General features: G+C 63.3%; 14 protein-coding genes. 5 read left to right on the top strand and 9 right to left on the bottom strand.

Annotated features, from left to right (window positions below):
* Position 1: 1 nt before the first annotated feature.
* Together AC04SH_RS29300 and AC04SH_RS29295 are read right to left on the bottom strand one after the other, a co-directional pair.
* Positions 2 to 601, bottom strand: coding sequence for an SOS response-associated peptidase (locus AC04SH_RS29300; protein WP_488577620.1), 600 nt, complete (start codon positions 599 to 601; stop codon positions 2 to 4).
* A gap of 72 nt (positions 602 to 673) precedes the next feature.
* Positions 674 to 862, bottom strand: coding sequence for a DUF982 domain-containing protein (locus tag AC04SH_RS29295; RefSeq protein ID WP_488577619.1), 189 nt, complete (start codon positions 860 to 862; stop codon positions 674 to 676).
* Positions 863 to 1,118: 256 nt separating this feature from the next.
* Here AC04SH_RS29295 and AC04SH_RS29290 point away from each other — a divergent pair, with 256 nt between their 5' ends.
* Entirely contained in the window at positions 1,119 to 1,577 is a 459-nt protein-coding gene (locus AC04SH_RS29290) for a hypothetical protein (protein ID WP_488577618.1), read from the top strand.
* Here AC04SH_RS29290 and AC04SH_RS29285 read toward each other — a convergent pair.
* Both AC04SH_RS29285 and AC04SH_RS29280 read right to left on the bottom strand, forming a co-directional pair.
* A complete protein-coding gene (locus AC04SH_RS29285) occupies positions 1,557 to 1,865 on the bottom strand; it encodes a hypothetical protein (protein ID WP_488577617.1) in 309 nt (102 codons plus the stop codon). The genes AC04SH_RS29290 and AC04SH_RS29285 overlap by 21 nt on opposite strands.
* A 34-nt stretch (positions 1,866 to 1,899) precedes the next feature.
* Positions 1,900 to 2,061 (bottom strand): hypothetical protein, encoded by a 162-nt coding sequence (locus AC04SH_RS29280; protein WP_488577616.1) that lies wholly within the window; start codon positions 2,059 to 2,061, stop codon positions 1,900 to 1,902.
* Positions 2,062 to 2,179: 118 nt separating this feature from the next.
* Between AC04SH_RS29280 and AC04SH_RS29275 the strand changes: the two genes are divergently transcribed.
* Complete coding sequence (locus AC04SH_RS29275; protein ID WP_488577615.1) at positions 2,180 to 2,944, top strand: pseudouridine synthase; 765 nt, start codon at positions 2,180 to 2,182, stop codon at positions 2,942 to 2,944.
* 179 nt (positions 2,945 to 3,123) lie between these two features.
* On the opposite strand, the gene AC04SH_RS29270 is transcribed toward AC04SH_RS29275, so the two are convergent.
* Positions 3,124 to 3,705 carry a histidine phosphatase family protein gene (locus AC04SH_RS29270; protein WP_488577614.1) on the bottom strand — a complete coding sequence of 194 codons (582 nt, stop codon included), beginning with the start codon at positions 3,703 to 3,705 and terminating at the stop codon, positions 3,124 to 3,126.
* A gap of 145 nt (positions 3,706 to 3,850) precedes the next feature.
* Complete coding sequence (locus tag AC04SH_RS29265) at positions 3,851 to 5,185, bottom strand: dicarboxylate/amino acid:cation symporter (protein ID WP_488577613.1); 1,335 nt, start codon at positions 5,183 to 5,185, stop codon at positions 3,851 to 3,853.
* A gap of 238 nt (positions 5,186 to 5,423) precedes the next feature.
* Here AC04SH_RS29265 and AC04SH_RS29260 point away from each other — a divergent pair, with 238 nt between their 5' ends.
* The 3 genes from AC04SH_RS29260 to AC04SH_RS29250 all read left to right on the top strand — a co-directional run bounded on the left by AC04SH_RS29260 (position 5,424) and on the right by AC04SH_RS29250 (position 9,158).
* Positions 5,424 to 7,283: a sensor histidine kinase gene (locus AC04SH_RS29260; RefSeq protein WP_488577612.1), complete on the top strand. Its 1,860-nt coding sequence runs from the start codon at positions 5,424 to 5,426 to the stop codon at positions 7,281 to 7,283.
* Positions 7,280 to 8,725, top strand: a complete 1,446-nt coding sequence (locus AC04SH_RS29255; protein ID WP_488577611.1) for a sigma-54-dependent transcriptional regulator — start codon at positions 7,280 to 7,282, stop codon at positions 8,723 to 8,725. The genes AC04SH_RS29260 and AC04SH_RS29255 overlap by 4 nt, the downstream gene beginning before the upstream one ends.
* A gap of 88 nt (positions 8,726 to 8,813) precedes the next feature.
* On the top strand, positions 8,814 to 9,158 hold the full coding sequence (locus AC04SH_RS29250; protein ID WP_477237405.1) for a hypothetical protein: 345 nt from the start codon (positions 8,814 to 8,816) through the stop codon (positions 9,156 to 9,158).
* A gap of 22 nt (positions 9,159 to 9,180) precedes the next feature.
* Here the strand turns inward: AC04SH_RS29250 and ggt are convergent, their stop codons facing one another.
* From ggt to AC04SH_RS29235, 3 genes are all read right to left on the bottom strand, one after another.
* Positions 9,181 to 10,920: a gamma-glutamyltransferase gene (gene ggt, locus AC04SH_RS29245; RefSeq protein ID WP_488577610.1), complete on the bottom strand. Its 1,740-nt coding sequence runs from the start codon at positions 10,918 to 10,920 to the stop codon at positions 9,181 to 9,183.
* Between the two features lie 142 nt (positions 10,921 to 11,062).
* A complete protein-coding gene (rhaI, locus tag AC04SH_RS29240; protein WP_488577609.1) occupies positions 11,063 to 12,355 on the bottom strand; it encodes an L-rhamnose catabolism isomerase in 1,293 nt (430 codons plus the stop codon).
* Between the two features lie 108 nt (positions 12,356 to 12,463).
* Positions 12,464 to 14,566 carry a bifunctional rhamnulose-1-phosphate aldolase/short-chain dehydrogenase gene (locus AC04SH_RS29235; RefSeq protein WP_488577608.1) on the bottom strand — a complete coding sequence of 701 codons (2,103 nt, stop codon included), beginning with the start codon at positions 14,564 to 14,566 and terminating at the stop codon, positions 12,464 to 12,466.
* Between the last annotated feature and the right edge of the window lie 108 nt (positions 14,567 to 14,674).

Below are 14,674 nucleotides of genomic sequence, written 5' to 3'. Positions count from 1 at the left end.
ACTATGAACTGCCGGCGCGCACGGTCTCCACGCCCAGCGAGCCGGCCGGCAGCGGCTGTAACAGTTCGGCTTCGGACTTTGTCAGATTGAGCCAGGCGGACCAATTTTCAGGTTGAAGGACCACGACCTGCCGATTGTGATAGGGCGCGATATCGGGTCCAGGCTCGGTCGTCAGCATGGTGAAGGTTGGCGGCTTGTTGCCGACGGCTTCACGCCAAAGCCCTGCGATGGCCATGAACGGAGAGCCGTTGAGGGTGAAGCGATGCTTCGCCTTCGGATATTTGGTGCCGGTGAATTCGAAGAAGGCGGACGCCGGTACGAGACAGCGTTTGCTGCTCCCGAATTGCCGACCTTCGGAGCGGAAATTGAACACCGGTCCGCCCTTTGGTCCGGCCGGTGGAAATCCGAACGTCATCGAAACCAGTTCAACAACGCCGGTGTCGCCCGCGGCGCGCATTATCGGGGCCGGATCATTGATGTGGATGTCGTCCGCCTGCGGCAGGTCGAGTTCGGTTTGGTGGGTGGGGATCTCGAGTGCCAACGACTCCAGCATCCGGCAATATTCAGCCCAGAGAATATGCTGTTCATAATCGTTGCACATGGAAGGCTCCGGACCGGACTGCCAACTCTACGTTACGGCAAACGAAGCGGCGATGAAAAGCAACGGGCCGCTCTAGGCATCGCGCTCAACCAGTATATCGGCCTCGATCGCCGCATTGACGAAGGCGGCGCGGGCGTAGCGGGCCTCTTTCAGGCCTTCGAGAGCGCCAAGGCAGGCTTTGCGGGCGGCGACGTGATAGCGGCCTGTCTTCACCGGCCACCGGTTGATGAGGATGTCGGCGGCCTGGGCAACACGCTCCACCTTGTAGATCGTGTTTCTGGACCTGCCGAGCGCGACGCGAACCGGCTCATCGAACGCTGGTCTTGCATGTTTTCCCTCCCGAACGCGACCGCAAGTCAATTCGGGAGAGCCAGTTCGGTTCCACAGGCACGATTTGCCAACACAAAAACCCGCTTGCCGAAATCACTTTGCGCACAGGGGCCAGATTGCGGATTTGATTTGCTTGGTAATCCCCTCTTCCTAGGGCAAACTATCTGCCGGGGCTGCAGGAGGAGAAATGCGAGCACGCGCAGCTACGATCGGCGATCTCGAAAGTGTTTTTCGGGATTTGTCCACGCGTATGTCGGACGAGTATGCGGCCGCCGGCAAGGACATCAAGGCCGCCTACGACAATCTGATGATGAATTTGAAGGAAGGCCGCGCTCACGCGCTGGTCGAGGGCGACAAGACGGTGGCTATCATCGCCTGGCACGAGAACAGCGACGCTGCGGACACGCTGTTTGCCGCGCAGGAGGGTTTTTTCAGCGCCGCGACGGTCCGCTTCTGTCGTCGTCACATCCGCCATGTCCAGGCGCTCGCCGGCAACCTTCCCATCCACTCGCGCAGCTGGCTGCAGCGGGCCGACGTCGCCAAATGGTTCCGCGTCATCGGTTATGTCGAGCGCGGCCAGGAGAACGGCGCCACTGTATTCGAATTGCCGCCAGCCCGGGCAGCGCTATCGATGCGTGCCGCATAGGGCTGCGCCCTCACGGAGGCAATCATAGAAAAGCCCACCGCCAAGAAGGCGATGGGCTGGTATTTGTCTGCGATGGACTAAGATGTCGGGCTGATCGAGCGCCTCGAAAATCACCTGTTCCAGCGAACCGAAATCCTCTTCGATCTCGCTGACCTCAAGGCCTGAATGCCGAGCATCCAGGGCTGCCAGCGTGGTCAGGATTCGAGCTGTTGCCTTGTCGGCAGGCAGTTCACCCGGCAGGTGCTCGTGTATCCAGCCTTGCATAAAATCAACGCCGCGCTCGCTCATTGAATTGTTCTCCTGCCTGCAGTTCGATCGGAAATCACTCTCCCAAAATGACCCCGGAGGCGACAATCTGGGCCGTCAGCCTGGTGAGCCTGCCTCGCTTCACGAGCGTCGGTTTTTCATAGATTTTCTTCATACCAATGCCCTTCGCGACAGTTCGCTCGTCAGCAACAACGTCTTTCGCGAGGCCGCGTTCCATTGCCGGCGCTGAGCCCGACGCCCCTGAGTTGGAGAGCTCGGCTTCTGTCCAGCATGTTGCGCCACCAAGGTGCCGCGTGCCATCTGTCGCTGCCGCTTATTGTGATGCAAACAGGATCATGGCACAGCCATCCAATATTAACCGACAACCGGCCCCGGGCGCAGGCGTCAGCCTGAACCGGGCGCTTTCCAAGCTTGGCCTGTGTTCGCGCAAGCAGGCCGAGCTGCTGATCGCCGAAGGGCGCGTGCGGGTCGGCGGCAAGGTGGTGCGCGATCCGTCGCTTCGCGTCGATCTCAATCGTGACCACATTGCCGTCGACGGCGCGCGCATCGCTGCCGGGGCAAAGGTCTATCTGATGATCAACAAGCCGCGCGGACTGGTCACCACCCGCGACGACCCCGAGGGGCGCGGCACCGTTTATGACTGCCTCACCGGGCTCGACCTGCCTTTCGTGTCGCCGGTCGGGCGCCTCGACAAGGCCAGCGAAGGCCTGTTGCTGATGAGCAACGACACGCATTGGGCCAATGGCCTGCTCGATCCGGCATCGCATGTCGCCAAGACCTATCACGTGCAGATCGGCGCCGCGCCCGACGAGGCGATGCTGGCGCGGTTTCGCAAAGGCGCTGATGTCGACGGGGAACTGCTGACCGCAAGCTCGATCGATCTGCTGCGCAGCGGCGGCCGCACTGCGTGGCTGGAAATCGTGCTCGACGAGGGCCGCAACCGGCAGATCCGCCGCCTGCTCGGCGCTTTCGATGTCGAGGTGCTGAGGCTGGTCAGGGTGGCGATCGGCGCGTTGCATCTCGGCGAGCTCGCCAAGGGTCAGGCGCGGCATCTTACCGCCGAGGAGCTGGCGCTGCTTTCGGCTACGAGAGCGCCGTAACCCCCTCACCCGGATTGCCAACCGAATTGCGAAGGGCAATTCGGGGCAATCCGACCTCTCCCCGAGGGGAGAAGAGGGGCAGGCGCCGACGCTTGCCTGTTCTCCCCACGGGGAGAAGGTGGCCGCGAAGCGGCCGGATGAGGGGGCCTTGGCTCTGCCGGAAAGAAGTCCAGCAAAAACTATTTCTGGTTCCACTTGCGGATGACGGGCTCGGTCAGGTCGTGCTCGTAGCCGAGGATGCTGATGCTGGCGGTGTCGAGTACGAAATGCGCGCCGCCCTCGGGCGGCAGGCCGAGCCAGCGTGCTGCCAGTACTCTGAGGAAATGCGAGCTCGAAAACACCAGCACGCTGCCCTCGATGGCGCGCAGCCCGGCGATGATCGTGTCGGCTCTGGCGCCGACATCCGCGGCGGACTCGCCGCCGGGACAGCCGTCGCGAAACAATTGCCAGCCGGGGCGCTCGGCCAGAATCTCTTTGGTCTTCACGCCCTCATAGGCGCCATAGTCCCATTCCTGCAGATCGTCCTTCTTCACCGCAGCAGCGCCGAAGCCGGCAAGCGTGCAGGTGTTGAAGGCGCGCTGCGACGGGCTCGACCACACCGCCTGGAAGGACAGGCCCTTGAGCCGGTCCGCAACGGCTCGGGCCGCGGCCTCGCCCGCCGCCGTCAACGGGATGTCGGTGCGGCCCGTGTGCTTTCCCGACGCGCTCCATTCGGTCTCGCCGTGACGTACCAGATAGATCTCGGGATAGGGATTGCTCATGCACCGGCCTTTCGGGTTAGGAAACGCCCGCACCCTAGCCGCGAAGGCGTCGCCTGCACCAGCCGCGCCGGGTACCGGCTGCTAAAGAAACAAGGCCGCAGCCGGTTTCGCCGGCTGCGGCCTTGAGGTCGAACGCCTTGGGAGATCAGGCGGGCTGCAGATCGCCCGACAGCGCCAGGTCGGCCTCCTCGGACAATGTGCCGGCCATGGCGGCGGCGAACTTGGTCTGGTCGAGTTCACCTTCCCAGCGCGCCACGACGATGGTCGCCACCGCATTGCCGACGAAGTTGGTCAGCGCGCGGCACTCCGACATGAAGCGGTCGACGCCGAGGATCAGCGCCATGCCGGCGACCGGCACCGTAGGCACCACCGAGAGCGTGGCGGCCAGCGTAATGAAGCCGGCGCCGGTGATGCCGGCAGCACCCTTGGAGCTCAGCATGGCGACGAGCAGCAGCAGGATCTGGTCGCCATAGGTGAGCGGCGTATCAGTCGCCTGGGCGATGAACAGAGCGGCCAGCGTCATGTAGATGTTGGTGCCGTCGAGGTTGAAGGAATAGCCGGTCGGGATGACCAGGCCGACCACCGAACGATTACAGCCGGCGCGCTCCATCTTGGCCATCAGGCCGGGCAAGGCCGCTTCCGAAGACGAGGTGCCGAGCACCAGGAGGAGCTCTTCCTTGATGTAGCGGATCAGCGCCAGGATCGAGAAGCCGTTGTACCATGCCACAGCGCCAAGCACGACCAGCACGAAGAGCAGCGACGTCAAATAGAAGGTGCCGATCAGGAAGGCGAGGTTGGCGATCGCACCGATGCCGTATTTGCCGACGGTGAAGGCCATGGCGCCGAAAGCGCCGATGGGGGCGGCCTTCATCAGGATGGCGACGAGGCGGAAGATCGGCGACGTCAGCGCCTGCAGGAAGTCGACGACCGGGCGGCCGCGGTCTCCGACCAGGGCGAGAGAGATACCGAACAGCACCGAGAAGAACAGCACCTGCAGGATGTCGCCCTGCGCGAAGGCGCCGGTGATAGTGTCGGGGATGATGTTGAGCAGGAAGCCGACGATGGTCGTGTCATGCGCCTTCTCGGCGAAGGTCGCGACCTTCGAGGGATCGAGCGTCGCCGCATTGATGTGCATGCCGGCGCCCGGCTGTACAATGTTGGAGACGACCAGGCCGACGACCAGCGCCAGGGTCGAGAAGACTAGGAAATAGATCATCGCCTTGCCGGCGACGCGGCCAACCTTTTTCAGGTCGGAGACGCCGGCAATGCCGGTCGTCACCGTCAGGAAGATGACCGGCGCGATCACCATCTTGACCAGCTTGATGAAGGCATCTCCGAGCGGCTTCAGCGAAGCACCGAGTTCGGGATAGAAATGGCCGAGCAGAACGCCGGCGGCGATCGCCGTCAGGACCTGCACGTAAAGATGCCGGTAAAAGGGTAGCTTGCCGCGCGGTTCGGCGGCAGCGGATGCTGGCTGCATGACGTCCTCCATGGCGCCCCGATCGAAAGCTCGACCTCCCGGGGCATTTGTTTTGACCTCCAGCAGCCTCGCGACTGCTGAATGGATCATTGCAACTGCCGTGCCAGACTGCGTGGCGAGGTCGTACGCCTTGATTTTATTGACTATTTTAGAGAACCAACGCTGTGTTAACCTGAGGGAAGTGCGGACATCCGCATGAGCGAATTGTGCTTTGTGCGAAATCATGCACAAATAGGCGATGCTGCAACGCCCTGCCGCGGTCCTGTCGCCGACGCCCGAGCAACTCGGCAAACGCGCGCGCCGTGCCTGGCTGCTGTTTGCGGGAATAGCGCTTGTGATCGTGGCGACGGCGCTCACCGGCGCCGGCCTCTATGCGCGTCGTGCCGAGGTCGCAACGCTGGCGGCGCAAGGCCGCACCGATGCCAACCTGAAGGTTGCGCTGCTGCGCGCGGTGCTGGAAAGCCCGCGGGCGCTGCCGCTGCTTTTGTCGGAAGACCAGCAGGTGCATGACGCCCTGCAGAACAAAGGCGCAGTCGCGATTGACGTGCTCAACCGCAAACTCGAAGGGCTGGTCTCCGGCACCAAGGCGTCGGTGCTTTATGTCACCGGCGTCGACGGGTTCGCAATCGCTTCCAGCAACTGGCGCGAGGCGACCAGCTTCGTCGGCAACGACTATGGTTTCCGTGCCTATTTCTCCGGCGCCATGCAATCCGGGACCGCCGAATATTTCGCCCTCGGCAATACGAGCAAGCGCCCCGGCCTCTACATTTCGCGGCGCGTCGGCAATGCGGCCGCACCGCTTGGCGTCGTCGTCGTCAAGATGGAGTTCGATCAGCTCGAAGCCGACTGGCACGAGGCCAACCGCCCCGCCTATGTCAGCGACGACCATGGCGTCGTGCTGATCACCAGCGTGCCGTCCTGGCGCTTCATGACCACGGCACCGCTTGCCGGCCCGCTGGCTGCCACCATCCGGAGCAGCCAGCAATTCGGTAACGCGCCGCTGATCCCGCTGCCGATCACCCGCCCTGAGGCATTGAGCCCTGACGTATCGATGGTGCATGCGGTGACGCCCGGCGGCAGCGATGCCGAATATCTCAGACTTTCGACACTGGTCCAATCGACGCCATGGCGGCTCGACTATCTCGTCCCGGCCGAAGCGCCGATCGCGGCTGCGGTGCGTGAAATGCGGCTGCTGGCGCTGGGCGTCGTGGTGCCGCTGCTGGCGCTGGCCGGCTATCTCTTGTGGCGCCGGCAGTCGGCGCAGATGCGCATTGCCGCCGAACAGGCGGCGCGCATAGAGCTCGAACGCCGCGTCGTCGAGCGCACGCATGATCTGAGCCTGGCGCGCGACCGGCTGCAGGCCGAGATCACCGATCACCGCAGCACGGAGGCCAAGCTGCAGGTCATGCAGCAGGAACTGGTGCAGGCCAACCGTCTTGCGACCCTCGGCCAGGTTGCCGCCGGCGTCGCGCATGAGATCAACCAGCCGGTGGCGACGATCCGCGCCTATGCCGACAATGCGCGTGTGTTCCTGGAGCGCAAGCAGACCGCCTCGGCCGAGGAGAACCTTGGCGCGATTGCGGCGCTGACGGAGCGCATCGGCGGCATCACCGAAGAGTTGAAGGTCTTTGCCCGCAAGGGCCGCACGGCAGCCGAACCGGTCGAGTTGCGCGGTGTCATCGAAGGCGCCGTGGTGCTGCTCAGGAGCCGCTTTGCCGGCCGGCTGGACGCGCTTGACATCACGCTGCCACCGCAGACACTCAAGGTGATGGGCAACCGGCTGCGGCTGGAGCAGGTGCTGATCAATCTTTTCCAGAACGCGCTGGAGGCGCTGGACGGCCGCGACGGCGCCAGGGTGCAAGTGTCGGCGCAGGAAACGGCCGACGGCGTGGCGCTTGCCGTCGCCGACAACGGACCGGGCATTTCGCCCGCCATCCTCAAATCGCTGTTCACGCCGTTCAACACGTCGAAGGAGAAAGGCCTCGGCCTCGGGCTCGTCATCTCGCAGGACATCGTCGCCGATTATGGCGGACGCATCGAGGTTTCCAGCGGCAGAGACGGCACGCGCTTCACCGTTCACCTCGCCAAGGCTCGATGATGGACACCGCACCGGTCATCCTGATCGACGACGACAGCGAGCTGCTGAGAGCCACGCGGCAGACGCTGGAACTGGCCGGCTTTTCAGTGTCGGCCTTTGCGGTGGCGGCCGAGGCGCTGGCCGGGCTCGACGCCAACTTCTCCGGCGTGGTGGTGTCCGATATCAGAATGCCCGGCATTGACGGCCTGCAGCTCTTCGACCGCGTCTTGCGGCTCGATCCTGACATTCCGGTGATCCTGGTCACCGGGCATGGCGACATCGCGGTTGCGGTCAAGGCGATCAAGGACGGCGCCTACGACTTCATCACCAAGCCGTTCGCCGCCGACCGGCTGGCGCAAAGCGTGGCGCGCGCAGCGGAAAAGCGCCGCCTGGTGATGGAGAACCGCGCCTTGCGCGAAAGCGCCGAACAGGCGCAGGACGGCCTGCCGCTGATCGGCCAGACGCCGGCGATGGAACGGCTGCGCCGGACGCTCAGGCAAATCGCCGACACCGATGTCGACGTGCTGGTGACCGGAGAGACCGGCTCCGGCAAGGAGGTGGTGGCGAGCCTGCTGCATCGCTGGAGCCGGCGCGCCAAGGGAAATTTCGTGGCGCTGAATTGCGGCACGCTGCCGGACACGGTTATCGAAAGCGAGTTGTTCGGCCATGAGGCCGGCGCCTTCACCGGCGCACAGAAGAAGCGGATCGGCCGCATCGAGCATTCCAGTGGCGGCACGCTGTTCCTCGACGAGATCGAAAGCATGCCGGCCTCGACCCAGGTGCAGATGCTCAGGGTGCTGGAAATGCGTGAGGTGACGCCGCTCGGCACCAATGAGATCCGGCCGGTCGATCTGCGTGTCGTCGCCGCTGCCAAGGTCGATCTCGGCGATCCCGGCCAACGCGGCGCCTTCCGCGAGGATCTCTATTACCGGCTCAACGTGGTGACGATCTCGATCCCGCCGCTGCGCGAGCGCCGCGACGACGTGGCGTTACTGTTCTTCTACTTCGCCGAACGCGCGGCCGCCCGCTTTCGCCGTCAAATGCCGGCCGTGCCTGCTTCGGTGCACCGCTATCTCAGCCAGCATGACTGGCCGGGCAATGTCCGCGAACTCGCGCATTTCGCCGAGCGTTTCGTGCTCGGGCTGGAAGAAGCGGGTGATGCGCCGCCTTCCACCTCGGCGGAAACGGATGACGCCAGATCGCTGCCGGAACGGCTGGAGCGCTATGAGGCCGATGTGATCCGCGAGACACTTGGCCGCAATGACGGCGACGTCCGGCGCACGATCGAGGCGCTCGGCATCCTTTCGCCGTTTCACGGAAACGGCGAACCGCTCTATCTCTTTGTTTCGGCGCAATTCCGGACAGAAAACCGATCACACTTTTCCTGGAATTGCTTTAAAGCGTGGCGGATTTTGCGACCCTGTCCGAAAAAACCGTGGCAAGTCGGCATCAGAAGGTGTTGAAGACCGCATCGGCCGCCTTCGGCAAGGCGCGATCCGGTTGCGCTCGGCAGATGTTGATGATTTGTTGCCGGTCAGCGGAGAATGAGTGATGCGAGAACCTGTCGGTCAAGATGAATATGGGTCGACCAGTCCCTTCGATCCGGACGATCTGCCGAATTTGAACGCGATCGGCCCGGCCATGGGTGGCGGCAACGACTTCGAGAAATACGCCGTCGCCGTGATCATCGTCTTCGGCGCGCTGATCATTGGCGGGTTGATGGCCGCTTCCATGGCCTTCGGCCATCGCAACGGCTTCCTGTTCGCGCTTGGCGGCGCGACCGCCGCCTGGATATCGGGCAATGCGCTGCTGCTCGACCGGCCGCGCATCTACGCGCTGTTCGTTGGCATCGCGGCGCTGATGCTGGTGGGATCGACCCTCACGCTCGTCCTTTGATCGATCTTTGTTTGATCGTGATCTAGTATCCTAGAGCCTCGCCGGATGCGGCGCGGCTGTCGATGGCGCCGTTGTAGCGGGCGCCGCCACCCTTCTCGATTTCCGCAAGGCTCTTGCCGCCGACAAGAATGCCGGCCGCCTGACCCCAGGTCGAATCAGCGAGATCGAGGTGGTAGCCCATGCCGGCCAGCAGTTTTTCGGTGTCGGGCGACAGGCCGAACGGTTCGACATAGATCGTATCGGGCAGCCACTGATGATGGATGCGCGGCGCGTCGATTGCCTCCTGGATGTTCATGCCGTGGTCGATGACGTTGACGATGGCTTCCAGCGTGATGGTGATGATGCGCGAGCCGCCGGGGCTGCCGATGACCATGAACGGCTTGCCGTCCTTGGCCACGACGGTCGGGCTCATCGATGATAGCGGCGTCTTTCTCGGCTGGATGGCATTCGCCTCGCCCTGGACCAGACCATAGAGATTGGGCACGCCGGGCTTCTGGGTGAAATCGTCCATCTCATTGTTGAGCAGGATGCCGGTGCCATCGGCGACAACGCCGGCGCCGAACGAGCCGTTCAGCGTGTAGGTGACCGCGACCGCATTGCCGTCATTGTCGATGATCGAATAATGCGTCGTCTCCTTCGACTCGCCAAAGCCCTTCGGCATCAGGTCCTGAGAGACCCCAGCCCGGAACGGGTCGATCTTGTCGCGGATGTCCTTGGCGTAACCTTTGTCGAGCAGCTTCGAGACCGGGTTGTCGACGAAATCGGGATCGCCAAGGGCCGAGTTGCGATCAACATAGGCATGGCGCATCGCCTCGACCATGACATGAACAGTCTCGGCCGAGTCGGCGCCGAGATAGGATAGCGGGTAACCTTCCAACACGTTGAGGATTTCGCAGATGATGACGCCACCGGAGCTCGGCGGCGGCGACGAAATGATCTCGTAGCCGCGATAGGTGCAGCTCACCGGTTTCAGTTCGCGCACCGCATATTGCTCGAAATCGGCCTTGGCGAGAATGCCGCCCTTGGCGCCGCTCGCCTTGACGATGGCATCGGCGATGGCGCCTTTGTAGAAGGCATCGGCGCCTTTTTCGGAAATGGCGGCGAGCGAGGCGGCAAGGTCGGGCTGGAGGAGACGCTCGCCGGCGCCATAGGGCTTGCCGTCCGGCTTCAGGAAGATGGCGGCCGCGGCAGGGTCCTTCGCCAGCCGCGCGGCATTGCTTGCGAATGAATTAGCGTCACCCTGGTCGAGAACGAAGCCATCCTTGGCATAGGCAATTGCCGGCGCCATCAAGTCTTGGCGTGGCAGCGTGCCGTATTTTTCCCTCGCCATCTCGAAACCGGCCACGGAACCCGGCACGCCGACCGCGAGATAGCCATCAAGGCTGGCGCCCTTCACCGGTTTGCCGTCCTTGTCGAGATACATGGTCTTGGTTGCCGCAAGCGGCGCGCGCTCGCGGAAATCGAGGAACGTCGATTTGCCGTCCTTGAAGCGTATGGTCATGAATCCGCCGCCGCCGATATTGCCGGCATTAGGGTAGAGGACCGCGAGCGCATAGCCGACGGCGACCGCCGCATCGACGGCGTTGCCGCCCTTCTTCAGCACCTCGACGCCGGCTTCCGACGCGAAATGCTGGGCGGTCACGACCATGCCGTGCCCGCCCTTCGCCGGCTGCGGCGAGGCAGCGAAGACGGCTGCGGATGGCGTCAGCGCTATTGCGAGCGAAAGGGTGACGCCAATCAGCGTCCGGCGGGTCAAGGGCATGGCGGTGCTCCAAGTTCAGTGTGCCTAGAAGAGCTACTTGGAGCGGCCGAGTCCATCATCAATATGAGCGAACACATATTGGTGTTCGCCCGCTCGCCGAGGAGTTGCTAATCTCCCCCACGAGGGGGGAGATCAGCCAACCTCAAACAATCCCGCCGCTGCCACCCGCAACCACAGGCCGTTCCGCTGCGACCTTCGTCCTGTATCCTGCCGCACGATACGCGGCGACCGGATCAATGGCGCCGCCGCTCTTCAGCCGCGCCATGGCCAGGATCGGCTCGACATCGGTGCGGTAGGCGCTTTTGAGCGTCTGTGTCGCCATCAGCGCATCATTGCCGTCCTGGAAACCTTCCAGCGCCTTGCGGTCGACCAGCAGCGCCTGCGCATAGGCGCGCTGGACCTCGACCGCCGACAGCATCAGACTTTCGATGGGGTCGGTGACGTTGTGGCTCTGGTCGAGCATATGGGCGGGATCGAAACCCTCGGCGCCGGAAAGCTCGGCATCGACCAGTTCGTTGAAGACGAGGAACAGCCGATAGGGGTCGATCGAACCGGCATCGAGATCGTCGTCGCCATATTTGGAATCGTTGAAGTGGAAGCCGCCGAGTTTCTTGAACTGGATCAGCCGCGACACGATCATCTCGATGTTGACGTTGGGCGCATGGTGGCCGAGGTCGACCAGGCAGAAGGCCTTGTCGCCGAGCTCTCTGGCGATGAGGTAGTTGGTGCCCCAGTCCTGCACGACAGTGGAATAGAAGGCCGGCTCGTACATCTTGTGCTCGGTGAACAGCTTCCAGTCGGCGGGCAGGCCGGCATAGATCTCCTTCATGGCGTCGAGATAGCGCTCGAAGGCTTTGGCGAAATTCACCTGGCCCGGGAAATTCGAACCGTCGCCGATCCATACCGTCAGCGCTCTAGAGCCGAGCGTCTTGCCGATCTCGATGCATTCGAGATTGTGCTCGACGGCCTGACGGCGCGTGCCGGCATCGGCATGCGACAGCGAGCCGAATTTGTAGGAGAGCTTCTGATCCTTGGCGTCGGAGAAAGTGTTGGAGTTCATGGCGTCAAAGCCGAGGCCGAAGCGGGAGGCCGCCTGCTTCAGCCGGTTCGGGTCGGCCTTGTCCCAGGGGATGTGCAGCGAGACGGTCGGTGTCGCCTGCGTCAACTGGCTGATGACGGCGCAGTCCTCGATCTTGTCGAAGATGTCGCGCGGCTCGCCGGCGCCGGGAAAGCGGGCAAAGCGGGTGCCGCCGGTGCCGACGCCCCAGGACGGAATGGCGACGGCGAATTTCTCGACCTTGTCGCGGATGGCATCGATGGCGATGCCGCGACGGTCGAGGCGTTCGCCGAGCGAGGCGTAGTCGCGTTCGAGGTCGGATTTGCGGGCAGCGTTGTGGCTGGCGACGAGGTCGGCGGAGATGATGGTTTCGGACAAGTGCTATTCCTCCCAAATGCGTTCGGTCAGCGCTGCCCCTCATCCGGCCCTTCGGGCCACCTTCTCCCCGTATAGTGACGGGGGGAAGGGAAGCGCTTCGACGTTAGCTCAGCGCGTAAAGCTCTGCGCGTTGCCGGCGTCGACATTGACGATGTTGCCGGTGGATTTGGCCGACATGTCGGAGGCGAAGAAATAGATCGCCTCGGCGATGTCTTCCGGGAAGACCGAGCGCTTCAGCATCGACCGCGAGCGGTAGTGCTCCTCCAGATCGTCGGTCGACATCTTGTAGGCGGCGGCGCGCTGTTCCTTCCACTCGCCGGTCCAGATTTTCGAGCCACGCAGCACGGCATCCGGATTGACAACATTGACCCGGATCTGCGCTTCCGCGCCCTCCAGCGCCAGGCAGCGGGCGAGATGGATCTCTGCGGCCTTGGCGGTGCAATAGGCGGCGGCGTTGGGCGAGGCGGCCAGCCCGTTCTTCGAGGCGACGAAGACGACATTGCCGCCGATCTTCTGGGCGCGGAACAGCCGGAAGGCTTCGCGCGAGACCAGGAAATAGCCGGTCGACAAGATGTCCATGTTCTTGTTCCACAGCGCCAGCGTGGTTTCCTCGATCGGTGCCGAGGACGCCAGGCCGGCGTTGGAGACCAGGATGTCGATGCCGCCGAACTCGACTGCCGTCTCGGCAAAACCTGAGATGACCTGCTCCTCGGCAGTAACGTTGATCAGCACCGGGCGGACGAAATCCTTGCCATAGGCCTTGGCCAGCTCGTCGTTGGCGCTGGCGAGAGCGGCTTCATCGATGTCGGCCAGCACGACGCAGGCACCCTCGCGCAGCAGCCGGCTGGCGGTGGCGCGACCGATGCCGCCGGCGCCGCCGGTGACCAAAGCGATCTGGCCGGCTAACGACTTCGGCTTCGGCATGCGCTGTAGCTTCAGATCCTCGAGCAGCCAGTATTCGATGTCGAAGGCCTCCTGCGCGGGCAGGCCAACATAGGACGAGACGGTCGAAGCGCCGCGCATGACGTTGATGGCGTTGACGTAGAATTCGCCCGAGATGCGCGCCGTCGCCTTGTCGCCGGCGAAGGTGAACATGCCGACGCCGGGCATCAGGTAGACCACGGCATTGGGATCGCGGATAGCGGGCGAGTCCGGGTGCTTGCAGCTGTCGTAATAGGCCTGGTAGCCGACACGATAAGCGGCAATGTCATCGGCAAGGCGCGCGATGACCGCATCGACATCAGGCTTGGCCGGATCGAACTCGATCACCAGCGGCCGGATTTTTGTTCGCAGGAAGTGATCCGGGCATGAGGTGCCGAGTGCGGCCAGCGGGCGCAAATCCCTGGAGTTGACGAATTCGAGCACGGCGGGCTGGTCGTCGAAATGACCGAGCTTGTGGCTCTTTTCCGAGATCAAGCCGCGAATCCTCGGCATCAGTTTCGCCGCAATGGCGCGGCGCTCAGTGGCATCGAGCGACTTCACCGCCTCGCCGCCGAAGATCGCGAGACCCTCGGAGCGGCGCTCGAACCATTCGACCGCCTGGTTGATGACCGAGATCGTCGTCTCGTAGCACTCCTTGGGGGTGTCGCCCCAAGTGAACAGGCCGTGGCTCTCGAGAATGACGCCCTTGGCCTCGGGGTGCTCGACGCAGAATTTTTCCAGCCACAGGCCGAGCTCGAAACCCGGCCGCTTCCACGGCAGCCAGCCGATGGCGTCGCCGAAGATCTCCCTGGTCAGCGCTTTGGAGTCCTTGGCGGCGGCAATGGCGATGATGGCATCGGGATGCATGTGGTCGACAAAAGGCTTCGGCACATAGGCATGCAGCGGCGTGTCGATCGAGGCCGCGCGCGGATTGAGGTTGAAGGTGCAGTGCGGCAGGTAGCCCACCATCTCGTCCTCATGCGCGACACCACGATAGAGGCTTTTGAGCGCGCGGAGCTTGTCCATGTAGAGGGTGGCGAAGCCGTCAAGCTTGATCGAGGCGCTATCGCCGCCCGAGCCCTTGACCCAGAGCACTTCGACATCATCGCCGGTGAGCGGGTCTTTCTGCCAGATTTTCGAGGAGGTGTTGCCGCCGCCATAGTTGGTGACGCGCTTGTCGGAGCCGAGCGTGTTCGAGCGATAGACCAGAAGCTCAGGCCCGCTCATCCCTTCGATTTTCGCATCGTCCCACAGATTGGCAAGGCGCGAGCCGGAGCGCTTGTCGAGCATAATTATCCTCCCTGGGACGCAAAAAGGCGCGGTCCCTTTTGCCGGAAATGTCTACGCAAGCACGCTGCTTGTCAATCACAAACGATCAATATCGATCATATTGCACTG

Source organism: Mesorhizobium sp. CNPSo 4688, from assembly GCF_057784295.1.
Note: the sequence above shows the minus strand (reverse complement) of the source record. Positions and strands in the feature narration are given on the sequence as shown.